The following is a 26,223-nucleotide window of genomic DNA, read 5'->3' as shown; positions in this document are numbered from 1 at the left end:
GTAGTCGTCACACCAGGGGCCGTCGTTACCGTAACGTGTCGTCATCATTGCTGACCAGCGCGAACAATGTACAGCCGGTCGGGTCGGGGGCACGCCCGATGTCCGGGGGTCACCGGGCGTCGTCCTCTCCTCGCAACAATCTATCCAGCACCGGGCCGATCTCGCCGAGCGCGGGCGCCTGTGTCATCACCTCGTGCGTCGCCGCGACCGGATGGTCGACCACCCGGGCCGCGTACGGATGCCACGCCGCGATCACGTCGTGGGTGCGCCGGGTGTCCGCGGCGGCGCGGAAGAACTGCACCGTGCCGTCGAAGAACTTCGGCTCGAACTCGCGGGTGAGCTCCACCGACCGCATGGCGCTGGTGTAGATCCGGCGCAATCGGTCCGGGGTGATCCCGACCGTGTCGGCCGGGATCGCCGCGTAGAGCTTGGCGAAGTCGGCCTCGGACAGCTCCAGCGGCCGGTCCGTGGCGAAACCGGCGGCGTCGACGCCGGTCAGCCCGAGTTCGGCCAACAGTTCCACGGTGGCGGTGCGCCAAGTGGTCAGGTCGAAGTCGTGATCGCTGTCGAGCATGGCCAGCACCGCCACCTCCCGACCCGAGGTCTGCAGGATGACCGCGATCTCGTGGGCCAGCACACCGCCCAGCGACCAGCCGAGCAGGTGGTAGGGCCCGCGCGGTTGGGCGGCCACGATCTCGGTGGCGTACCGGTGCGCCATCTCGCGCAGTGAGCGCGGCGGCGGCGCGTCCTCCGACAGCGCGGCGGCCTGGATGCCGTAGATCGGCGTGTCCCGGCCGACGTGGCGGACCAACCCGCTGTAGCACCACGCCAGCCCGTACATCGGGTGGACGCAGAACAGCGCGGGTCGGTCCCCGGAGGCGCGGATCGGCAGCAGCACCCCCATCGCGGCCTCGGTCTCGGCGGTGTAGTCCAGGGTGCCCGCGGCGGCCTCGGCGAGCCGGTCGCCCAGCGCCTCGACGGTCGGGGCGAGGAAGAACCACTGCACGCGCACCTCGGCGCCGGAGCGGGCGCGCAACCGGCCCGCCACCCGGCTCGCCTCCAGGCTGGTGCCGCCGAGGGCGAAGAAATCGTCGTCCAGGCCGACCCGGTCCAGGCCGAGGATTTCCGCGAAGACCTCCGCCACGAGGTGCTGGGTCGGGGTGACCGGCGCGCGGTAGGCGCGCGCGGTGAACTCGGGCACCGGCAGCGCGCGGCGGTCGAGTTTGCCGCTGGCGTTGAGCGGCAGTTCCGGCAGCGTCACGACGACCGCGGGCACCATGTACCCGGGCAGGCTCGCGCGGGCGTGCTCGAGCAGCGCCGCGTCGTCGATCTCGCGATCCGGGGCGGCCACCACGTAGGCGACCAGGCGGTCCGGCTCGGGCACCACCGCGGCGGCGGCGTGCGCCACCGCGTCGTGCCGGGCCAGCACGGCCTCGATCTCGCCGAGTTCGATGCGCTGACCGCGGATCTTGACCTGGAAGTCGGCGCGGCCGAGGTATTCCAGGCCGCCGCGCGAGAGCCTGACCACGTCACCGGTGCGGTAGAGGCGCACGCCGGGCCGGAACGGATCGGCGACGAACCGTTCGGCGGTCAGCGCGGGCGCTCCGACGTAACCGCGCGCCAGTTGCACGCCGCCGACGTACAGCTCACCGGGCGCGCCCAACGGCACTTGGCGCAACTGGCGGTCGAGCACGTAGACGCGGGTGTTGGCGACCGGCGAACCGATGGAGACCGGCGCGTTCGGGTCGGCGCCGTTGGCGCGGCAGGCCGTGACCACGGTGGCCTCGGCCGGGCCGTACCAGTTGTGCAGCGCGCCCGGCAGGGACGCGTCGAACCGCGCGACGGTGCCGGCGCCCAGCGCCTCGCCCGCCGCGAACACCCGGCGCGGCACCGCGGTCGGCAGATCGGGGGCCAGATCGAGGAACGCGTCCAGCATCGAGGGCACGAAATGCACCGTCGATACCGATTCGCGCCGGATCAGCTCCGCGAGGTAGCGCGGATCGCGGTGGCCGTCGGGTTCGGCCAGCACCAGTCGCGCACCGGTCTGCAAGGGCCAGAACAACTCCCACGTGGAGATGTCGAAGGTGATCGGCGTCTTGTGCAGCACGGTGTCGGAGCGGTTGTGCGGGTAGGCCGACTGCGCCCAGCGGAACTGGTTGACCATCTGCCGGTGGGTGATCATCACGCCCTTGGGACGACCGGTCGAGCCGGAGGTGTAGATCACGTAGGCCAGGTTGTCGGGGCGCGGCCACCGCCGCGCGGGCGCGACCTCCGGTTCGTCCAGGTCGGCGACGTCGACCACCGGGACCTCGGTCCCGGTGACGAAATCGTCGGCGGCCGTGGTGAGTACGAACAGTGGACGCGCCGAACCCAGGACGTGGTCGTTGCGCTCGGCGGGGTGGTCCGGGTCGACCGGCACGTAGGCCGCACCGCAACTGAGCACCGCGTGCACCGCCACGACCAGATCGATCGAGCGCCGCATCGCGACGGCGACCAGCGTGTCCGGCCCCGCGCCGCGCGCCGCGAGGGCGTCGGCCATGACGTCGACGCGTTCGCGCAGTTCGGCGTAGGTCAGCGTGCGACCGCCCGCGCTGAGGGCGGGCGCGTCGGGTGAGCGTTCGGACTGGATGCGGAACTTCGACACCAGCGTCGCCTCGTCGGCGGGCCAGGCCACGTCCGTGCCGTTCATCGACTCCAGCACGAACCGTTCGGGTTCCAGCAGCAGTGACAGCCGCGACAGCGCGCGCTCGGGCGCGGTGACGAAGGCTCCCAGCAGCATCCGCAACCGGTCGGTGAGCGACCGCGCGACCGCGTCGTCCACCGACGCGCGGTGGTGCTGGACCTTCACCCACAGGCGGGTGTCCAGGTTCACCAGCAACGTGACCGGGTAGTGGGTGTAGTTGACCGCGCGCAGGTCGACCACGGACATGCCGTCGATGGTGCCCGCCTCGGCCAGCCCCTCGGAGTCGACCGGGTAGGACTCGAAGGCGATCATGGTGTCGAACAGCGCGTCCACGCCCACCGCGCGCTGGAGGTCGGCCAACCCGAGGTAGTGGTGGTCGAGCAGGGCGGCCTGTTCGGATTGCAGACGGCCCAGCAGTTCGCGCACCGTCCAGTCCGGCTCGAAGCGCACCCGCACCGGGATCGTGTTGACGAACAGGCCGACCATCGAGTCGATGCCGTCCAACTGCGGCGGACGACCGGACACGGCGGCGCCGAACACCGCTTCGGAGCGGTCGGTGCTCGCGGCGACGACCAGCGCCCACGCGGCCTGCACCACCGTGTTCACGGTGACGCCCGCCCCGCTCGCCATCGCCGTCAGTTCGGCGGTCTCCTCCGGCGAGAGCGTCAACTCGACCACGCCGACCCCGTCGGCGGGCGTGGCGGGGGCGGGCAGCGCGGGCACCAGCGGCGTCGGTTCGACGCCTGCGAGCGCGTCGGTCCAGGCGCGCCGCGAGGCGTCCGGGTCCTGTTCGCTCAGCCACGCCAGGTATTCGCGGTAGGGACGCACCCGGGGCAGGGCGGTGCCGTCGCCGCGCAGCGCGTAGAGCGCCAGCAGATCCTTCATCAACAGCGGCATCGACCAACCGTCGAGCAGGATGTGGTGGGTGGTCAGGGTCAGGAAGCTGCGCCCGGACACGGTGCGGTGCATGGAGACCCGCATCAGCGGCGCGGTGGCCGGGTCGAAACGCCGACGCTGCTCGGCGGCCAGGACGGCGTCCAACTGCTCGTCGGGGACGTCGGGGACGGCCTGCCACGGCACCGGCACCGCGTCGACCACCAGGGCGACCGGTGTGCCGTCGGCCGCGTTGACGAACGCGGTGCGCAGACTGGCGTGCCGGTCGAGCAGGGCTTGGGCGGCGCGCCGCATCCGGTCGATGTAGATGCCGCCCGCCAGTTCCAGGGAGAACTGCATGACGTAGTCGTCCACGGCGTCGAGGTCGAGTTCGGTGAGGAACAGCAGACCCGCCTGCAACGGCGAGAGCGGCAGGATGTCGCTCAGGCCGGGGCGTTGCGCGCGCCACCGCTCGATCTCGTCCTGGGTGACCCGTACCAGCGGCACGTCGGACGGGGTGAGACCGCCCACCGACGGGTCCTCGGTGTGGCGGGCCAGCGCGCCGAGCGCGTCGACCCAGTCCTCGGCCAGTTCGCGGACTTCGGATTCGCCGATGACCTCGGCCGCGTAGAGGAAGGTGACGTCCATCAGCGGGCCGTCGGGCCCGTCGTTGACGATCGCGTTCACGTCGACGACGGCCGCCGCGGGCATGGCGTGGTCCTGGTCGGGACTGTGCTGGCCGACCGCGTCGGTCGGCATCCAGCCCAGCGCCGTCAGCCCCTCGGGCACACCGCCCGCCGAGACCCGTCCCAGGTAGTTGAAGCTGATCTGGCCGAGCGGACCGGCGACCCGCGCGCCGCTCTCCGGGTCGAGGTGGCGCAGCAGTCCGTAGCCGATGCCCTTGTCCGGCACGGCGAGCAGTTGTTCCTTGATCGCCTTGATGGCGTCACCGGTGGCCGCGCCGCCGTCGAAGACCGTGGCCGGGTCGACCCCGGACAGGTCGAGGGCGACCGGGTAGATGCTGGTGAACCAGCCGACCGTGCGGGTGAGGTCCGCGCCGGGCAGCACCTCTTCCTCGCGGCCGTGGCCCTCGAGTTTCACCAGGGTGCGCGGGGCGTCGACGCCGCGCCGGGCCCGCCACGCGCGCACCGCCATCGCCAGCGCCGCGAGCAGTCCGTCGTTCACGCCGCCGCGGTAGAGCGCGGGCACGGTGGTCAGCACGGCCTCGGCCACCTCGACCGGGACGCGGATCTGCACCCGGCGCACGGTGGCCTGGGTGTCGAAGGCGGGATCGAGGGCGCGCGCGCCCAAGAGCGGGTCGGGGGTGGCCACCACCGAGCGCCAGAAGTCGATCTCGCCGCGCCTGCGCGGGGCCACCTCGACCAGGCCGTGCGCCCAGCGGCGGAAGGATGTGCCGTTGGGCGACAACGCGATCGGCTGACCGGACAGCCGCTGCGCCCAGGCCGTCGCCAGATCGGGGATCAGCACGCGCCAGGACACGCCGTCGATGGCGTAGTGGTGGGCGGCCACGGCGAGGACGTCCGGTCCGTCGGGTCGGCTGAGCCAGGTGAAGGCCAGCATGCGCGCGGCGGCCGGGTCGAGCGCGTCGACCGTCTCCTCCACCGCCGAGGCCGCGATCCGCCGCAGTTCCTCCTCGCTCGTGCCCGCCGGGATGTCGATGCGCCCGATCAACTCGGTCGGGTCGATCGCGCCGGTCGGCAGCGCTTCGAGCCGCCAACCGGTCTCGGCGCGGAAAACCCGCGACCGCAGGACATCGTGGTGGTCGAGAACCGCGCCGATGGTCTCCACCAGGCCGGCCGCGTCGATCTCCTCGGGCAGTCCGAGCACCATGCTCTGGAAGAACCGGTTGTGCGAGCCGTGCGCCAGATAGGCGGCCAGCACCGGGGTCAGCGGGATCTCACCGACGCCGCCGCCGCGCAATTCCTCGAGCACGTCGGGTGTGCTGTCGGCGGCGGCCGCCGCGACCCGGGCGAGTCCGGCGACGGTGCGCTGCTCGAACACCTGGCGCGGGCTGAACACGATGCCCGCCGCCTTGGCGCGCGACACCAGCTGAATCGACAGGATGCTGTCGCCGCCGACGGCGAAGAACGAATCGTCCACGCCCACCGACTCCAGACCCAGCACCTGGGCGAACAACTCGGCGATCCGCGCCTCGACGTCGCCGATCGGCTCGCGGGTCGCGGTGGTGGTGAAGGTCGGGGCGGGCAGCGCGCGGCGGTCCAGTTTGCCGTTGGCGGTCAACGGGATCGCGTCCAGCACGACGAAGGCCGAGGGGACCATGTAGGTGGGCAGCGCCTCGCCCGCGCCTTCGCGCACGGACTCGACGTCGAGCGCCGCGCCGGGATCGCCGACCAGGTAGGCCACGATCCGCTGATCGCCGGGCTTGTCCTCGCGGACCACGACCGCGACCTGCCGGACGCGTTCCTGGGCCAGCAGCGCGGCTTCGATCTCGCCGAGTTCGATGCGGAATCCGCGCACCTTGACCTGGTCGTCGGCGCGGCCGAGGTATTCCAGGTCGCCGTCGCGGTTCCAGCGGGCCAGATCGCCCGAGCGGTACAGCAGCGCGCCGGGTTCGTCGAACGGGTTGGCGACGAAGCGACTCGCGGTCAGCGCCCGCCGACCGAGGTAGCCGCGCGCGAGTTGGCTGCCCGCGACGTAGATCTCGCCGGGGACGCCGGGCGGCACCGGACGCAGGCCGCTGTCGAGCAGGTAGGTGCGCAGACCGGCGATGGCCCGCCCGACGACGCTGGCGTCGGCCGCCTCCACCGAGGCCGCGTCGAGCGCGCGCCGGGTGACGTGCACCGTCGTCTCGGTGATGCCGTACATGTTCACCAGGCGCGGTGTGGTGTCGGTGTGCCTGCTGTACCAGTCGGCGAGTCGGCGCGGTTCCAGCGCCTCGCCGCCGAAGACGATGTAGCGCAACGCCAGCGGCGGCGCGGTCGGTTCGGCGACGCGGTCGGCCTCGGCCAGTTGGTAGAACGCCGACGGGGTCTGGTTGAGCACGGTGACCCGTTCGCGGCGCAGCAGGTGCAGGAACTGCTCGGGCGAGCGCGAGACGTAGTAGTCGACCACGACCAGGGTGCCGCCGTAGAGCAGCGGGCCCCACAGTTCCCACACCGAGAAGTCGAAGGCGTAGGAGTGGAACATCGTCCACACGTCGGAGCGATCGAACCCGAAATCGTTGTGGGTGTTGGCGAACAGCGCCACCACCGTGCGGTGCGGCACCCGCACGCCCTTGGGCCTGCCGGTCGACCCGGAGGTGTAGATGACGTAGGCGATCGAGTCCGGCGTGAGCGGCGCGCGGCGTTCGGCGGCGGTGATCGGCCCGGCGGGCACCTGGGACAGATCCAGGGTGTCGATTTCCAGGACCGGCAGGTCCGCGGGCAGGTCGACGTCGCGTTCGGCGGTGCTCAGCACGCAGACCGGTTGCGCGTCGTCGAGCATGTAGGCGATGCGGTCGGCCGGGTAGGTGGGGTCGACGGGCAGGTAGCCCGCGCCCGCCTTGACGGTCGCCAGCAGCGCGACCACCAGGTCCAGCGAGCGCGGCAGCGCCACCGCCACCAAGGTCTCCGGTCCGGCGCCCGCCCGGATGAGCGTGCGCGCCAAGCGGTTGACCCGCGCGTCGAGTTCGGCGTAGGTGAGTTTGCGCTCGTCGAAGACGACCGCGGTGCGTTCGGCGTTGTCGCGCACCGCGCCGTCGAACAGTTCGACCAGGGTGGCGTCCAGGCCGACATCCGGGCCGGAGGCACTCCAGGTGCGCAGCACCTGCTCGCGTTCGGCCTCGGTCAGCAGTTCCACGTCGCCGACGGCCTGGGACGGGTCGGCGGCCAACGCGGCCAGCAGGCGCTGGAACCGCTCGGCGAAACCGGCGGCGGTCTGCGGGTCGTACAGGTCGGTCGCGTAGGACAGGTGGCACGAGAGCGTGTTCGCGCCGTCGGGGTCGACCGTCTCGCGGATGGTCAGCGAGAGGTCGAATTTCTCGGTCGCCGCGTCGAAATCGACCGCGCCGACCCGCAGCCCGGGTAGCTCGAAACTGCCCGAGGGCAGGTTCTGGAAGGCCAGCGAGACCTGGAACAGCGGCGAACGTGCCGTGGAACGCTCCGGCTCGAGCACGTCGACCAACCGCTCGAACGGGATGTCGGCCTGGGCGAGCGCGGCCAGGTCGGTCTCGCGCTGACGCGCCAGGAGATCGGTGAAGGATTCGCGCGGATCGACGTGACTGCGCAACACCACCGTGTTGACGAACATGCCGATCAGATCGTCCAGTTCGGCCGCGCCGCGACCGGCGACCGGCGTGCCGATCGCGAGATCCTCGGCCCCGGACAGCCGCGCCAGCAGGACCGCCAGCGCCGAGTGCACGACCATGAACAGCGTCGCGTTCCCCGTCCGCGCCACCTCGGCCAGCGCCGCGCGCACCTTCCCGTCGACGCCGAACTCCAGCGACGCGCCGCGCCGCGTCGGCATCGGCGTGCGAGCCCGGTCGCCGGGCAGCGTGGATTCGGCGGGCAGGCCGGACAGTTCGGCGCGCCAGAACTCGATCTGACGGGCCGCGGTCGACTCGGGATCGTCCTCCGCGCCCAGCAGTTCGCGCTGCCACAGCGCGTAATCGGCGTACTGCACCGGAAGCGGCGTCCAGCCGGGTTCGACACCCGCGGCGCGCGCGGCGTAGGCGGCCATCACGTCACGGGTCAGCGGGCCCATCGACCAACCGTCGCCCGCGATGTGGTGCACCACGAACACCACCACGTGCTCGTCGAGCGCGGCGTTGACCCGCAGCAGCGCCACCCGCAGCGGAACCTCGGTCGCCACGTCGAAACCGGTTCCGATGATCTCGGTGATCCGGGACGGCACTTCGGTGTCGCGCACCACGATCGGGTGCACGGGCGCGATCGCGTCGGCCGCGGACCGCACGACCTGTTCGGGGCCGTCCGCGGTCTGCGGATAGGTGGTGCGCAGGACCTCGTGGCGCGAGACGACGTCGGCGATCGCCTGTCCGAACGCCTCCACGTCCAGCACACCGGTCAACCGCACCACGGCCGGGATGTTGTAGGTCGGCGCGGCGGTGTCGAACTGGTTGAGGAACCACATGCGCTGCTGGGCGGGCGAGAGCGGGACGCGCTCCGGGCGCGGCCCCGCGACCAGAGCCGGGACCTCGGGGCCGGTCGGCGCATCCAGGCGGGCGGCCAGCGCCTCGACCGTGGGCGCCTCGAACAGCAGGCGCACCGGCACCTTGGTGCGCAGCAGCGCGCCGAGGCGGGCGGTCACCCGGGTCGCGCTGAGCGAATTGCCGCCCAGGGCGAAGAAATCGTCGTCCACGCCGACCTGCTCGACGCCGAGCACCTCGGCGTAGACGTCGGCCACGGCCTGTTCCACGGCGTCGGCGGGCGCGCGGAAGATCGCGGTCTCGAACAGCGGTTCCGGCAACGCTTTGCGATCCAGCTTGCCGACCGGCGTGAGCGGGATCTCGTCGAGGGCCATGATCGAGGTGGGCACCATGTGCGCGGGCAGACGCTGCTGGGCGTAGGCGGCCAGCGCGCCGATGTCGACGCGCTCGTCGGCGACCGGCTTGACGTAGGAGACCAGCACGGTCGCCCCGGTACCCGTCTTGCGCCCGACGGTCACCGCGAACTCGACGCTCGGGTGGTCGGCCAGCACCGCGTCGACCTCGCCGAGTTCGATGCGGAAACCGCGCACCTTGACCTGGAAGTCGTTGCGGCCCACGAATTCGATCTCGCCGCGGTGGGTCCAGCGCACCACGTCGCCGGTCCGGTACATGCGCTGCGCCGGATGCCACGGGCAGGCCACGAAACGGCCCGCGGTCAGGCCCGGCCTGCGGTGGTAGCCGGCCGCGAGTTGGTCACCCGCGATGTAGAGCTCACCGGCGACCCCCGGCGGCACCGGGTTGAGCCGCTCGTCGAGCACCCATTCGGTGATCCCGCGGATCGGCGCGCCGATCGTCACCGGCTCGCCCGGGGTCAGCGGTTCGCTGAAGTTGACGATGATCGTGGTCTCGGTCGGGCCGTAGGCGTTGTGGAAGCGCCTGCCGTCGACCGCCCAGCGCCGCACCAGATCCGGGGACCAGGTCTCGCCGCCGGTGAACACCGCGCGCAGATCGGTCAGCCCGGTCGGGTCGAGGGAGGCCAGCGCCGCCGCGGTGATGAACATGTGGGTGACCCGCCGCGCGCGCAACAGCTCGGTCAGGTCCGCGCCGCCGTAGACGTCGGTCGGGACGACGACCATGGTCGCGCCGCCGCCGATCGCCAGCAGCAGTTCCAGCACCGCGCCGTCGAAACTGGGGGTGGCGAAGTGCAGGGTGCGCGACTCCGGGGTGACGGTGAACCGTTCGCGCTGCTCGGCGTTGTAGCCCGCCAGACCGGCGTGGGTGACCGCGACGCCCTTGGGGACGCCGGTCGACCCGGAGGTGTAGACGACGTAGGCGACGTCGACGGTGCGCACCGGGCGGACGCGGTCGGCGTCGGTGACCGGCGTGGCGGCGAACTCGTCCAGGTCGAAGCCGGGCGCGTCCAGCGCCAGCCACTCCAGGTCGTCGCCGAAATCGGAGCGCAGCGCGGTCAGCGTCAAGCCGAACGCCGCGCCGGAATCGGCGAGCATGTGCGCGACCCGCTCGGCGGGATAGTTCGGGTCCACCGGTACGAAACCGGCGCCCGCCCGCGCGACCGACCAGAAGGCCAGCACCGATTCCAGCGACCGCGGGATGCCGATCGCGACCAGATCGCCCGGTCCGACGCCGCGCGCGATCAGCGCCCGCGCCCAGCGCGCGGACAGCGCGTCCAGTTCGCGGTAGGTCAGCGAGCGTTCGCCGTCTTCCAGCGCGACCCCGTCGGGATTGCCGCGCGCGGCGGCGTCGAGCAGGTCGGGCAGCGTGCCGGTGGCGGTCACCACGCGGCCGCGCATGCGGACCAGGCGGTCGGCCTCGGCCTCCGACAGCAGACGCAGGTCGCCGACCGGAGTGGACGGGCCCGCCACGATCCGGTGCAGGATGCGCACGAACCGTTCGGCGAAGGCCCGCACGGTCGCGGCGTCGAAGATGTCGCGGGCGTAGGTCAGTTCACCGGCCATGCCGTCCGCACCGCCCGCCGTGCCCTCCACGACGGTCAACTGCATGTCGAAGCGCTCGATGTCGACCGGCGCGTCCAGGCCGCGGATGCTCAACCCCGGCAACTCGAAATCACCGGAGGGCAGGTTGACGAACGACAGCGCCACCTGGAACAGCGGGGTCCGCCCGGTGGACCGCGCGGGCGCGAGGACCTCGACCAACTGCTCGAACGGGATGTCGGCGTGCGCGAAGGCCGCCAGATCGTCCTCGCGGGTGCGGGCCAGCAGGTCGGTGTAGGGCTCGCTCGGGTCCAGGATCGTGCGCAACACGACGGTGTTGACGAACATGCCGATGACGTCGTCGAGTTCGGCCGCGCCGCGCCCCGCCACGGGGGTGCCGATCGCGACGTCGTCGGTGCCCGCCATCCGCGCCAGCAGCACGGCCAGCGCCGAATGCACCACCATGAACACCGTGGCGTTCGCGGCGCGCGCCAGTTCTCGCAGCCCGCGGTGGGTTTCGGCGTCGACGCGGAAACTCACCGCGCCGCCGCGATAGGACTGGACCTCCGGGCGCGGACGGTCCATCGGCAGCGTGGACTCCTCCGGGAGGCCGGCCAGCGTGTCGGTCCAGTAGGCCAACTGCGCGGCCGCGGGCGACTCGGGATCGGCGGCGTCGCCCAGCGACTCGCGCTGCCACAGCGCGTAATCGGCGTACTGCACCGGCAGCGGAGCCCAGTTCGGCGCCTCGCCCTGCGAGCGCGCGGCGTAGGCGGCCATGATGTCGCGGGTCAGCGCGCCCAGCGACCAACCGTCGGCGGCGATGTGGTGCACCACCAGCAGCAGGACGTGCTCGTCGGCCGCGCCGCCGATGCGGAACAGCGCCAGGCGCAGCGGCACCTCGGCGGCGACGTCGAAGCCGGTCGAGGCGATCTCCGCGACCCGCTCGAACAGCGCCTCCTCGCTCACCTCGACCAGGCCCAGATCGGGGGCGGCGGGCGGCAGGATCTCCTGGATCGGCCCGTCGTCGGTCTGCGGGTAGCGGGTCCGCAGCGTCTCGTGGCGTGTGATGATGTCCAGCGCGGCCGCCCGCAGCGCGGGGATGTCGAGCGCGCCGCTCAACTGGACCGCGACCGGCAGGTTGTAGGCGGCGGCCCCGGTGTCGAACTGGTTGAGGAACCACATGCGCTGCTGGGCCGGCGACAGCGGGATGCGGTCCGGGCGCGGACCGGCCACCAGCGCCTTGCGGTCGCGGTCGGTCAGTTCCACGCGCGCGGCAAGTCCGGCCACCGTGGACACCTCGAACAGCAGGCGCACGGGCACCCTGGTGTCCAGCGCGTCACCGAGACGCGCGGCCACCCGGGTCGCGCTCAGCGAGTTGCCGCCGAGTTCGAAGAAATCGTCGTCGCGGCCGATGCGCTCCACGCCGAGGACGTCGGCGAACACCTGCGCGACCGCCTCCTCCAGCGCGGTCGCGGGCGCGGCGAAGGCCCTGGCCTCGAAGACCGGCGCGCGCAGCGCCTTGCGGTCCAGCTTGCCGGAACTGTTCAGCGGGAAAGCGTCCAACGGGACGATCACGGCGGGGACCATGTAGGGGGGCAGCGTCTTCGCGAGTTCGTCGCGCAGGGCGACGGGGTCGGGATCGTGGCCCGGCGCGGGCACCGCGTAACCGACGAGTTGATCTCCCGTCGGCCCCGAGAGCACCACGACCACGGCCTGACTGACGCCCTCGACCGCCAGCAGCGCCGTCTCGATCTCGCCGAGTTCGATGCGCTGACCGCGGAACTTCACCTGGAAATCGGTGCGGCCCAAGTAGTCCAGGACCAGTTGGCCGTCCCGGTCGCGCCGCCACGCCACCAGATCGCCCGTGCGGTACACGCGCGCGCCGAAGCCGAACGGGTTGGCCACGAACCGATCCGCGGTCAGATCCGGGCGACGCACGTACCCGCGCGCCAACTGGTCACCCGCCAGATACAGCTCGCCCACGACACCCGCGGGCACCGGACGCAACCGCGAATCCAGCACGTACACCTGGGTGTTCCACTGCGGCAGACCGATCGGCACCGACCCGGAGGCGGCCCGATCGGCCGGTTGGTAGGTCACCGACACGGCGGCCTCGGTCGGACCGTAGAGATTGTGCAGCGCCGCGTCCGACACCGCGGCGAACGCCGCCACCGTCTCCGGCGGCAACGCCTCACCGATCGCGAACACGTGGCGCAGGGTGCCCAGCGCGGCGGCGGGAGCGTGCGCGGCGAACACCGTCAGCATGGACGGCACGAAATCCGTGACCGTCACGCCTGCGGCGGCGATGGTGTCGGCGACGTAGCCCGGGTCGCGGTGACCGTCGGGGGTCGCCACGACCAGGCGCGCGCCCGCGCGCAGCGGCATGAAGTAGCCCCACAGCGACACGTCGAAGGTCGTCGCCGTCTTCTGGAGGTACACGTCGGCCGGGCCGAGTGGGTACTGGGCCAGCATCCAGGTGATCTGGTTGTGGATGGCCGCGTGCGAGATCGCCACGCCCTTGGGCCGTCCGGTGGAACCGGAGGTGAAGATCACGTAGGCGGGATGGTCGCGGTGGAGCGGACGCACCAGTTCGTCCGGCCGGACCGGAGCCGAGTCGGTGCCGTCGAGGTCGAGACGGTCCAGAGCCAGCACTTCGACACCCGACGGCAACGCCGCCGCGTCGGCCGACGTGCTCAACACACACACCGGTCGCGCCGTGTCGAGGATGTGCCCGATCCGCTCGGCCGGATGATCCGGGTCCAGCGGCACATACGCGCCACCGGCCGTCAGGATCGCGTACATGCCGACCACGAGATCGGCCGAACGCCGCATCGCCAAACCGACCAGCGATTCCGCGCCGACACCGCGCGCGATCAGCAACCGCGCGACCCGGTTGACCCGCGCATCGAACTCGCGATAGGTCAACTCCGCGCCCTCGTACACCACCGCGACCGCGTCGGGGTGGTCGGCGACGGTCTGCCGGTAGCCGTCGAGCAGCAGTTCCGGCGCGATCGGATGCCCGGTGTCGTTCCAGTCCAACAGGATCCGGTCGCGTTCCAGCGGCGCGAGCAGTTCGATCGAGCCGACGGGGCGTTCCGGATCGGCGGCCACGGCGGTCAGCACGCGCACCAACCGCTCGGCGAACTCGGCCGCGCCCGCCTGATCGAACAGGTCGGCGGCGTAGGTGATCATCGCGGGCACGGGAGCGGCCGAAGCCACGTCGCCGTCGGGCTGCACGGTGATCTGGAGGTCGAATTTGGCCACCGCGCCGTCGAATTCGACCACCTCGATCGACAGGTCGGGCAGTTCGAGCGTCGCGCTGTCCAGGTTCTGGAAGAACAGGGCCACCTGAATCAACGGGTGATGGGCCTGCGAGCGGACCGGGTCGAGGACCTCGACCAACCGCTCGAAGGGCACCTCGGCGTTCGAGAACGCGCGCAGATCGGTGTCCTTGACCCGCGCGAGCAGGTCGGCGAACGTTCCGTCGGGGTGCACGGGGGTGCGCAGCACGAGGGTGTTGACGAACATGCCGATCAGATCGTCGAGTTCACGCTCGCCACGACCCGCGACCGGCGTGCCGATCGCCACGTCCTCGGTGGCCGCGAGTCGTGCCAGCAGCACGGCGAGACCGGCGTGCAGCACCATGAACAGCGAGGTGCCGTGGTCGGCGGCCAGTTCGCGCAGCGCGGCGGCGAGACCGGCCGGGATCTCGAACGGCTGGACGCCGCCGCGACCGGAGGCCACCGCGGGGCGAGGCCGGTCGGTGGGCAGTTCGAGCCGCTCGGGCAGGCCCGCCAATTCCTTACGCCAGTAATCGAGTTGCGTCGCGGCGAGCGAGGTCGGATCGCTCTCGTCGCCGAGCAGTTCGCGCTGCCACAGCGTGTAATCGGCGTAGTGCACCGGCAGCGGCGCGAAGTCGGGCGCGTGCCCGGCGGTGCGGGCGGTGTAGGCCGTCATCAGGTCGCGGACCATCGGCGCGATGGACGCGCCGTCCGCGGCGATGTGGTGCACCACCACCGACAGCACGTAATCCTGCGCGCCCAACCACGCCAGCCCCATCCGCAGCGGGACCTCGGCGCTGACATCGAACCCGGCCAGCACCGAACCCAGCAGCCACGGACGCAATTCGTCCTCGCCCATCGACCGCGGACTCAGATCCGGCAGCACCCGCTCGGTCGGCAACACCTGCTGATACCCGACGCCGTCCACCGCCGGATACACCGTGCGCAGCGTCTCGTGGCGCTCGAGCAGATCCGCCACCGCCGCGTGCAGGGCCGTCACGTCCAGACCGCCCGACAACCGCACGGCGAACGGGATGTTGTTGGCCGCCGACTCCGGATCGAAGCGGCTCAGGAACCACATGCGCTGCTGCGCGGGCGAGAGCGGGATCAGTTCCGGGCGCGGACGCCGGGTCAGCGCGGGACGCCGCCCCGACCCCGCCGTCTCGGCCAGAGCGCGGGCCAGGGCGGCCACCGTCGCGTGCTCGAACAGCGTCCGCGGCGAGATCTGGGTGTCCAGGGCGGCTCCCAGGCGCGCGGCGGCCCTGGTCGCGAGCAGTGAATTGCCGCCGAGGGCGAAGAAGTCGTCGTCCGCGCCGATCGGGTCCTCGCGGTTCAACAGATCGGCGAAGACCCCCGCCACCACGGTCTCGAAACGGCCGCTGGGCGCGCGGAACTCCTTGACCCGCAACACCGGTTCCGGCAACGCGCGGCGATCCAGTTTGCCCACCGGGGTCAACGGGATCTCGTCGAGCACCATGATCGTGGTCGGCACCATGTGCGCGGGCAGCCTGCGCGCGGCCACCTCCCCGAGTTCGTCCACGTCCACCGCGGCGCCGGGAGCGGGATGGACGTAGGCGACCAGGATCGTCGCGCCGGATTCGAGTTCGTGGCCGACCGTGACCGCGAAATCGACGGACTCGTGCGCGGCCAGCACCGCGTCGATCTCGCCGAGTTCGATGCGGAAACCGCGGATCTTGACCTGGAAGTCGTTGCGGCCCAGGTATTCCAGCCCGCCCGCCGGGGTGTGGCGGACCAGATCGCCAGTCCGGTACATGCGCGCGCCGTCGGGATCGAACGGGTCGGCGACGAAACGTGACGCCGTCAGTCCCGCGCGGTCGTGATAGCCCCGCGCCAGACCCGGCCCCGTGATGTAGAGCTCGCCCACCACGCCGGTCGGCACCCGGGCCAACCGGTCGTCGAGCACGTATTCGGTGAGCCCGCGGATCGGGCCGCCGATGTCCGGGATGTCGCCCGGTTCCAGCGCGGGACCGATATTGGACAGCACCGTGGTCTCGGTCGGTCCGTAGGCGTCGTGGAAACGCCTGCGCGTGCCGTCGGGCAGGGGCAGCGCCCACCGCCGGATCAGCTCCGGCGGGCAGGCTTCACCGCCCACCGCCACCATCGTGAAATCGGGCAGCCCCGCCGGATCGACCGAGGCCAGCGCCGCCGGGGTGATGAAAGCGTGCGTCACCTGTTCGCGCCGCAGCAGTTCGGCCAGTTCGGCGCCGCCGAACACCGTGGGGGCGACCACGACCATGGTGGCCGCCGCGCCCACCGCGAGCAGCAGTTCCAGCACGGAGGCGTCGAAGGACGGGGACGCGACGTGCAGGGTCCGCGACTCGGCGCGTACCTGGAAACGGTCGCGCATCTCGTCGCAGAGATTGGCCAGACCCGCCTGCCGCACCACGACGCCCTTGGGCAGACCGGTGGAACCGGAGGTGTAGATCACGTAGGCCGGGTGGTCGGCGCGCAGCGGACGCACCCGCTCGGCGTAGGTGATCGGTTCGGCCGACTCCTCGGCGATCGCGGCGAAGGCGCGCGGATCGTCCAGGACCAGCCAGTCCACCGTCGCGGGCAAGGCGTCGGCGACCGCCGCGACGGTCAGGCCGACGCGCGCGCCGGAATCGGTGACCATGTGCGCGATCCGGTCGGCCGGATAGTTCGGGTCGATCGGCACGAACCCCGCGCCGGTCTTGACCACCGCCCACAGCGCGGTCAGCGACTCCAGCGACCGCGGCACACCCAGGGCAACCAGATCCTCCGGACCGACGCCGCGGCCGATCAGCGAGCGCGCCAGCCGGGTGGAACGCTCGTCGAGTTCGGCGTAGGTGAGTTCACCGAGGGTTGCCGCGGCGTCCGCGAACCGCGCGGCGACCGCGCTCGGGTCGGCCTCGACCGCGGCCTGCAACAACTGCGGGAGGGTGCGGGACCTGGCCCGGGGGGACCGGGTCGGCCTGGTCCGAGTGGGGCGGGTCATCGCCGTGCCTTCGACCGTGTCACGCCGGCGCGATCCCAGTACACCCGGTTCATACAGCAGTTCACCCTAACCATCCACTACGGCCCGATCGTGTGCTCCCGCCCCAGCGCCCACCCGAGTGCATCGTAGAGTGATGCCCCGATCGTTACCAGACGCGCGGCTCCACCCCGCGCGCATCGGGGCACAGGTGTTCGAAGAATCAGGCCGGGTCGATCACCGCCGCGATCACCGGGCCGATCACCTCGATCACCTCCGGTGACGTCATCAGCGCGTGCGGAGCCTCCACCGGATGGTCGACGATCATGCCCTCGACATAGGGTTGCCAGGTCTTCGCCAGGTCGTTGCCCTCGGCGCTGAAGAAGTCCAGCCGACCCCGGTAGACGCCCGGCCGGTGGAAGTCCACGAGGCTCACCGAGCGCAGCGCCGACCGGTACATCCGCCGCAACCGCTGCTCGGTCAGCACCGCCAGTTCGCCCGGGAGCACCGTGTGCAGGGCGGCCAGCGCCTCCTCGTTCAGATCGTCCACTCCCCCGTCGAGCACCATGGCCGAGCGGGGCACGCCCACCTGGTTCAGCAGACCCGCGATGTCGCCGCGGACGTGCTCGAGATCACCGCCGAGTTTGCTGTCCAGCATGATCAGCGAAGCGACCCGCGCGCCCCGCGCCTGCAACGCCACCGCCACGCCGTGCGCGAGCACACCGCCCAGTGACCAGCCGAGCAGGTGATAAGGCCCCTCGGGCTGGATCGCGCGGATCTCCTCGACGTAGCGGCGCACGATCACGTCCAGCGTCTCGGGCAGATACTCCGATTCCGACAGCGCGGGCGACTGGAGGCCGTAGAGCGGTCGCCGCTTGGCGATGTGCCGCGCGAACCCGGAGTAGGACCAGGACAGGCCGTAGACCGGATGGATGGCGAACACCGCGGGCGCGTCGCCGCGCGCGCGGATCGGCAGCACGACCCCGAGGGCCTCCTCCGAACGCTCGTCGAAGTCCACCGCGCCCGCCATCGCCGCCTGGATGCGCGCGCCCAGCCCGGACACCGACGCGTCGGTGAAGAACCACGGCACCTTGGGATCGGCGCCGGTCGCGGTGCGCAGCATCCCCACCGCGCGGATCGCCGCCAGCGACGTACCGCCCAACTCGAAGAAATCGTCGTCGGCGCCGACCGATTCGACGCCGAGCACCTCCCCGTACACCTTCGCCACGATCTCCTCGACCGGCGTCGACGGCGCACGGAAGACCCGCGCCTCGGCCGCCGGATCGGGCAGCGCCTTGCGCTCGAGTTTGCCGTTGCTGTTCAGCGGCAGCGCGTCCAGCGCCACGAACGCCGACGGGATCATGGTCGCGGGCAACCGGGTGGCCAGCGCCGCCTTCACCCGGTCCGCCTCGCCCGCACCGGGACCGACCAGATACGCCACCAACTTGTTGTCGCCCACCCGCTCGTCGCGCCGAGCCACCACCGCGACCTGCGCTATACCCGGCACCGCCAGCAGCGCGGCCTCGATCTCGCCCAGTTCGATCCGCACACCGCGCACCTTCACCTGGAAGTCGGTGCGGCCCCGGTAGTCCAACTCGCCGTCGGATGTCCAGACGACCAGGTCACCCGTGCGATACATGCGGGCCCCGGTTTCGAACGGATCGGCCACGAACCGGTCGGCGGTCAACTCCGCGCGACCCACGTACCCGCGCGCCAACTGCGCTCCCGCCAGATACAACTCGCCGGGCACGCCGACCGGCACCGGGCGCAGTCGCGAGTCGAGGACGTAGACCCGGCTGTTGTGCGCGGGCCGACCGATCGGCACCGAGAAGGTGTCGGCGGGCCCGACCCGGTGACTGGTGATCGACACCGCCGCCTCGGTCGGACCGTAGGCGTTGAACAAACTCACCCGCGGGTTGTCGCGCACGATCCGCTGCGCCGAGGCCGCGGGCAGCGCCTCGCCGATGGCCAGGACCACCCGCAGCGACTCCGGCAATCGGCCCGCCGCCAGCGCGTCCAACAGGGACGGCACCGTGTGCAGGACCGACACCTTCTCGCGCGCCATCTGCGCCACCAGCGCGCCCGGGTCGAGCAGGCCGTCGCGGGCGGCGATCACCAGACGTCCGCCGCACAGCACCGCCGACCAGAACTCCCACACCGACAGATCGAAGGTGGCGGCGGTCTTGAGCAGGACGGCGTCGTCCGGCGTCAGCGCGAAAGTCTCCCGCTTCCAGAGCAACTGGTTGACGATCGCGCCGTGGCTGACCGCGACGCCCTTGGGCACGCCGGTCGATCCGGAGGTGAAGATGATGTAGGCGGTGTTGCCCGCGCGCAGGGGTGCCCGCCGTTCCGCGTCGGTGATCGGCCCGGCGGGCACATGGTCGAGATCGACCGCGTCCACGCGGATCACGAGCGCGATCGGGGTCAGGAAACCCGTGTCGGAGGTGGTGAGCACGCAGACCGGGGCGACCGCGCCCAGGATGTGCTCGCGCCGCCCCGCGGGCTGGTCGGGATCGATCGGCACGTACGCGCCGCCCGCCCGCGCCACCGCGTACATCGCCACGACCAGGTCCACCGAACGCCGCAGCACCAACCCGACCGGCGACTCGGGACCCACACCGCGCGCGATCAGATGCCGCGCGAGACGATTCACCCTGGCGTCGAGTTCGGCGTAGGTGATCCGGTCGCCGTCCGCGCCGACCAGTGCCGTGCGCTGCGGGAAACGCGCCACCGCGGCGTCGAGCAGGGAGACCAGCGTCGCCGAGGTGTCCGTGGCGCGCCCGGTGGCGTTCCAGGTGCGCAGGACGCGCGCGCTCTCCTCCGGTTCGAGGATGTCGATCGCACCGACCGCGACCGTGTCGTCCGCGCTGATCGCGTCCAGGACGCGCAGGTAGCGACGGGCGAACCCTTCGACGGTGGCGCGATCGAAAAGATCGGTGGCGTAGGTGAACTCGGCTCCGATCACGTCGGGTGCGCCGTCGGCGGCGTAGCCGTCGGTGAGGGTGAGCTGGAGGTCGGTCTTGGCCAGACCGGTGTCGAATTCGACACCGGTCACCGTGAGACCGGGCAACTCGAACGAGGTCTTCTCGTGGTTCTGGAACGACAGGCCGATCTGGAACAGCGGGCTGCGCGCGGCCGAACGCACCGGATTGAGCACCTCGACCAACCGCTCGAACGGCACCTCCGCGTGCTCGAGCACCTCGAGGTCGCGTGCGCGGACCGCCGCGAGCAACGCGTCGAAGCGCTGCTCGGGACGCACCCGGGTACGGAAGACCAAGGTGTTGACGAACATGCCGATCAACTGGTCGAGTTCGGGCGCGCCGCGCCCCGCCATCGGCGTGCCGACGGCGACGTCGTCGCTGCCCGACAGACGCGACAGCAGTACCGCCAGCGCGGCGTTGCAGACCATGAACAGCGAGGCGTTGTGGGCCAGCGCCACTTCCCGCAACCGCGCGTGCCGCGACGGCGAGATCTCCACGCGCACGGTCGCGCCGCGGAAGGAGCGCACCGCCGGGCGCGGACGGTCCGACGGCAGGTCGAGCTGTTCGGGCAGCCCGTCCAGCGCCGACTTCCAGTAGCCGATCTGTCGGGCGGCCACCGAACTCGGATCGTCCTCCGCGCCCAGGACCGCGCGCTGCCACAGCGCGTAGTCGGCATACTGCACCGGCAGCGGCGACCAGTCCGGCGCCTGCCCGGTGAGCCGGGACGCGTAGGCGCGCATGACATCACGCGCCAGCGGCCCCATGGACACACCGTCGGCGGACACGTGGTGCACGGTGAAGGCCACCACGTGTTCGCGGACGAGTTCGCCGGGAGCGCGCACGATCTCGAACAGCGCCACCGCCACCGGCACGTCGACGCTCACGTCGAAGGTGATGGTCGCGAACTCGACCACCTTGGCGAGCAGGTCGGCGGGCCGCACCGGGATCGGGGTGAGCGTGAACGCCGTCGCGGGCGCGGGCAGCACGACCTGGTGCGGGCCGTCCTCGGAGCGCGGATAACGGGTGCGCAGCACCTCGTGCCGGGCGAACACGTCGCCGATGGCGTGACCGAGCGCGGCCACGTCGAGCGTGCCGGTCAAACGCACCGCCAGCGGGATGTTGTCCACCGCCGAGGCCGCCGGATCGTACTGGTTGAGGAACCAGTAGCGCTGCTGGGCGGGTGAGAGCGGAATCCGCTCCGGCCGCGGCATAGCGGTCAGCGGCGGGCGGGTGTGCCCCGAACCGGCCGACCGCGCCAGATCGGCCGCCAGCGCCACCACCGTGGTGGACTCGAACAGCGACCGCACGGGCACGGTGGTGTCCAGCGCCGCGCCCAGTCGCGCCGCGACCTGCATGGCGAGCAGGGAGTTGCCGCCGAGCGCGAAGAAGTCGTCGTCCAGACCGACCCGCGCGACGCCGAGGACTTCGGCGAACACCTCCGCCACGATCCCCTCGGTCGGCGTCGAAGGCGCGCGGAACTCCTCGACCGCGAAGACGGGGGCGGGCAGGGCCTTGCGGTCGAGCTTGCCGGAGGCGTTGAGCGGGAACGCGTCCAACGCGACGATCGCGTTCGGCACCATGTAGGCGGGCAGCGTGTCGGCGAGCGCCGCGCGGATGCCGTCGGCGTCGACCCGGTGACCGGGTGCGGGCACCGCGTAGCCGACGAGTTGATCGCCGGTCGGGGTCGCGACGACCGCGGCCACCGCCTGGCTCACCGCGTCGATCGCCAGCAGCGCCGTCTCGATCTCGCCGAGTTCGATGCGCTGACCGCGGAACTTCACCTGGAAATCGCTGCGGCCCAGGTAGTCCAGCGCGTACTCGCCATTCGCGCCGCGTCGCCAGGCGACCAGGTCGCCGGTGCGGTACATGCAGGTGCCGAACCCGAAGATGTTGGCCACGAACCGATCCGCGGTCAGATCCGGGCGACGCACATATCCGCGCGCCAACTGGTTGCCCGCGAGATAGAGTTCGCCCACCACGCCCGCGGGCACCGGACGCAACCGCGAATCCAGCACGTAGACCTGAGTGTTCCACTGCGGCAATCCGATCGGCACCGACCCGGACGACGCCGCGTCCGCGTGCTGGTAGGTGACGGACACGGCGGCCTCGGTCGGGCCGTAGAGGTTGTGCACGGCGGCGTCGGAGATCGCCGCGAAAGCGGACACCGTCTCCGGCGGCAGGGCTTCGCCGATCACGAAGACGTGCCGCAAGGTGGTCAGCGCGGCGGCGGGCGCGTGCGCGGCGAACACCGTCAGCATGGACGGCACGAAATCGGTGACGGTGACGCGTTCGCGCGCGATCGTCTCGGCGACGTACGTCGGGTCGCGGTGGCCGTCCGGGGTGGCCACCACCAGGCGCGCGCCCGCGCGCAGCGGCATGAAGTAGCCCCACAGCGACACGTCGAAGGTCGTCGCCGTCTTCTGGAAGTACACGTCGGCCGGCCCCAGCGGGTACTGGGCCAGCATCCAGGAGATCTGGTTGTGGATCGCCAGGTGCGGAACCGCCACGCCTTTCGGACGACCTGTCGAACCGGAGGTGAAGATCACGTAGGCCGGATGGTCGCGACGCACCTGACGCACCAGGTCTTCCGGGCGCACCGGAGACGGATCGAGCCCGTCCAGATCCAGACGGTCCAGCGCCAGCACCTCGACACCCGACGGCAACGCCGCCGCGTCGGCCGACGTGCTCAACACACACACCGGTCGCGCCGTGTCGAGGATGTGCCCGATCCGCTCGGCCGGATGATCCGGGTCCAACGGCACATACGCGCCACCCGCCGCGAGGATCGCGTACATCCCCACCACCAGATCCGCCGAACGCCGCATCGCCAGACCCACCAGCGACTCCGCACCCACACCGCGCGCGATCAGCAACCGCGCGACCCGGTTGACCCGCGCATCGAACTCGCGATAGGTCAACTCCGCGCCCTCGTACACCACCGCGACCGCGTCTGGATCGGCGGCGGCGGCGCGTCGGTAGCCGTCGAGCAGGAGCTCGGAGGACACGAAGCGGCCGGTGTCGTTCCAGTTCAGCAGGATACGGTCACGTTCCAGCGGCGCGAGCAGTTCGATCGAGCCCACCGGACGTTCCGGATCGGCGACGACGGCGGCGAACACCCGCACCAGCCGGTCCGCCAGGTCGGCGACGGCGTCGGCGTCGAACAGATCGGCGGCGTAGGTGATGGCGGCGGGCACCGGGGCCGTGGCCGCGCTGTCCGGTTCCACCGTGATCTGGAGATCGAACTGCGCCACCGCGCCGTCGAATTCGACGACCTCGACCGACAGGTCCGGCAGCGCCAGCGTCGCGCTGTCCAGGTTCTGGAAGAACAGCGCCACCTGGACCAGCGGATGGTGGGCCTGCGAGCGGACCGGGTCGAGCACCTCGACCAACCGCTCGAAAGGCACGTCCGCGTTCGAGAACGCTCGCAGGTCGGTGTCCTTGACCGCCGCGACCAGGTCGACGAACGAGGTGTGCGGTCCGACGGGGGTGCGCAACACCAGCATGTTGACGAACATGCCGATCAGATCATCGAGTTCACGCTCGCCACGACCCGCGACCGGCGTGCCGATCGCCACGTCCTCCGTCGCCGCCAGCCGGGCCAACAGCACCGCGAGACCGGCGTGCACGACCATGAACAGTGACGCGCCGTGTTCGAGCGCCAACCCGCGCAACCCGATGGCCAGATCGGCCGGGATCTCGAATCCGTGCACGGCGCCGCGACCGGAGGCCACCGCGGGCCGAGGCCGGACGGTGGGCAGTTCGAGCCGCTCGGGCAGCCCCGCCAATTCCTTACGCCAGTAGTCGAGTTGCGTCGCCGCCAACGAGGTCGGATCGCTCTCGTCGCCGAGCAGTTCGCGCTGCCACAGCGTGTAATCGGCGTACTGCACCGGCAGCGGCGCGAATTCCGGCGCGGCGCCGCCCGTGCGGGCGATGTAGGCCGTCATCAGGTCGCGGACCATCGGCGCGACCGACGCGCCGTCGGCCGCGATGTGGTGCACCACGACGGACAGCACGTGCTCGTGCGCGGCGAGTCGGGCCAGGCCCATCCGCAGCGGCACCTCGGCGCTGACGTCGAACCCGGCCAGTACCGAACCCATCAACCAGGGGCGCAATTCGTCCTCGCCCATCGGCCGCGGCTCGAGATCGGGCAGCGCCCGCTCGGTCGGCAGGACCCGCTGGTGGCCGACGCCGTCGACGGCCGGATAGACCGTGCGCAGCGTCTCGTGGCGCGCCAGCAGATCGGCCACGGCCGCCCGCAGCGCCCCGGTGTCCAACGTGCCCGACAACCGCACCGCGAACGGGATGTTGTTGACCGCCGACTCCGGATCGAACCGGCTCAGGAACCACATGCGCTGCTGCGCGGGCGAGAGCGGGATCAACTCCGGGCGCGGCCGGGGAGTCAACACGGGACGCCGCCCCGACCCCGCCATTCCGGCGAGGGCGCGGGCGAAGGCCGCCACCGAACTGAACTCGAACAGCAGTCGCGGCGAGATCTGGGTGTCCAGATCCGCGCCCAACCGCGCGGCGGCGCGGGTCGCGAGCAGCGAATTGCCGCCGAGATCGAAGAAGTCGTCGTCCGTGCCCACCGGCCGATCGGGGGCGAGCAGTTCGGTGAACACCTCCGCCACCTGCTTCTCGATCCCCGTCTCGGGCGCGCGGTAGGCGCGCTCGCGCAGGCGGGGTTCGGGCAGGGCGGCGCGATCGAGTTTGCCCGCCGGGGTCAGCGGGATGGCGTCGAGCGCCATGACGACCGTCGGCACCATGTGGGTGGGCAGACTGCGCCGGGCGTGTTCGATCACCTCGTCCACGTCGACCGACAGTCCGGGCGCGGCGTGCACGTAGGAGACGAGCACCGTCGTGCCGGTGTCGAGTTCGTGCCCGACGGTGATCGCGAAGTCCAGCCCCGGATGCCCGGCCAGGACCGCGTCGATCTCGCCGAGTTCGATACGGAAACCGCGGATCTTGACCTGGAAATCGTTGCGGCCGAGCACCTCGGGCTCGCCGTTCGCGGTGGTGCGGATCAGGTCGCCGGTGCGGAACAGCCGGGAACCGGGCGCGCCGAACGGGTCCGCGACGAAGCGGGTGGCGGTCAGACCGGGCTGCCGATGGTAGCCGCGGGCGACCTGCGCGCCGCCGACGTACAGTTCGCCCACCACGCCCGCGGGCGCCGAGGACAGCCGATCGTCCAGGATGTACTCGCTGACCCCGGCCAGCGGCGTGCCGATCGTCAGCGGGTGGTCGCCGCGCTGCGGCCCGCTGATGTTGGTCGCCACGGTGGCCTCGGTGGGGCCGTAGGCGTTGTGGAAGGCGCGCACCTCCCCCGACGGGAGGGCGACCGCCCAGCGCCGCACCAGCTCCGGCGCGTAACCCTCACCGCCCGCGACGACGACGCGCAGGTCGTCGAGGCCCTCGGGGTCGACGGTGGACAGCGCGCCGGGGGTGCAGAAGGCGTGGCTGACCCGCTCGCGGCGCAGCACCTCGGCCAGTTCGGCGCCGCCGAGCACAGTCGGCGCGACGACGACCATGGTGGCCGCGCCGCCCACGGCGAGCAGCAGTTCCAGAATCGAGGCGTCGAAGGAGGGGGAGGAGAAGTGCAGCGTGATGGCGTCGCCGAAGACGCCGAGCCTGGCGCGCTGTTCGGCGCAGTAGCCCGCGATGCCCGCCTGGGTGACGACCACGCCCTTGGGCAGACCGGTGGAACCGGAGGTGTAGATGACGTAGGCGGGGTGTTCGGCGCGCAACCGCGCGGTGCGCTCGTCGTTGGACGGCGGTTCGGCCGAGTACCGCGTGGTCAACTCGCGCTGGAAGGCGGGGTCGTCGTAGACGATCCACTCGACCAGCGCGGGCACCGCGCCCGAGTGCTCGAAGACCGTCAGGCCGAGCACGGCCCCGGAGTCGGAGATCATGTGCGCGACGCGCTCGGCCGGGTAGTTCGGGTCGACGGGGACGAAGGCCGCGCCCGTCTTGGCGACGGCCCAGACGGCCAGCACCGATTCCAGCGAGCGCGGGATGCCGACGGCCACCCGGTCCTCGGGGCCGATGCCGCGCTGAATCAGCAAGCGGGCCAGTCGGTTCGATCGTTGGTCGAGTTCGGCGTAGGTGAGCTCGCCCACCGTCCGCTCGGCCGTGGCGAAACGGACGGCGACGCGATGCGGATCGGTTTCCGCGGCCGTGGCGAGCAGATGCGGCAGGGTGCGCACTCTGGCACGCGCCGTCCGGACCGGGCGGGTCGGTGCTGATCGAGTCACCGGCGGCGACCTCCCCGGTGCGCGGCGCCGAAGCCGCGCCGGTTGACCGTGACAGTCACCACTGCATACCCTCCCTCATCTCGTCCGTACCCGCCACCGCCTCGGCGCTCCCGGTCGAACGCGTCCA

1 protein-coding gene and 1 pseudogene are annotated in these 26,223 nt (G+C 71.6%); both read right to left on the bottom strand.

Features of this window, described 5'->3' with window-relative positions:
- Nucleotides 1-109 precede the first annotated feature (109 nt).
- On the bottom strand, nucleotides 110-16,930 hold the full coding sequence (locus ON30_RS04165; RefSeq protein WP_444543688.1) for a non-ribosomal peptide synthase/polyketide synthase: 16,821 nt from the start codon (nucleotides 16,928-16,930) through the stop codon (nucleotides 110-112).
- A 160-nt stretch (nucleotides 16,931-17,090) separates the two neighbouring features.
- Nucleotides 17,091-26,096, bottom strand: a pseudogene (locus ON30_RS04160) (non-ribosomal peptide synthetase); the annotation flags it as partial.
- Between the last annotated feature and the right edge of the window lie 127 nt (nucleotides 26,097-26,223).

The organism is Nocardia takedensis NBRC 100417 (assembly GCF_000308695.1).
Classification (GTDB): Bacteria; Actinomycetota; Actinomycetes; order Mycobacteriales; family Mycobacteriaceae; genus Nocardia; species Nocardia takedensis.
The sequence above is the reverse complement of the archived record's forward strand: the minus strand, read 5'-3'. Positions and strand labels throughout refer to the sequence as shown.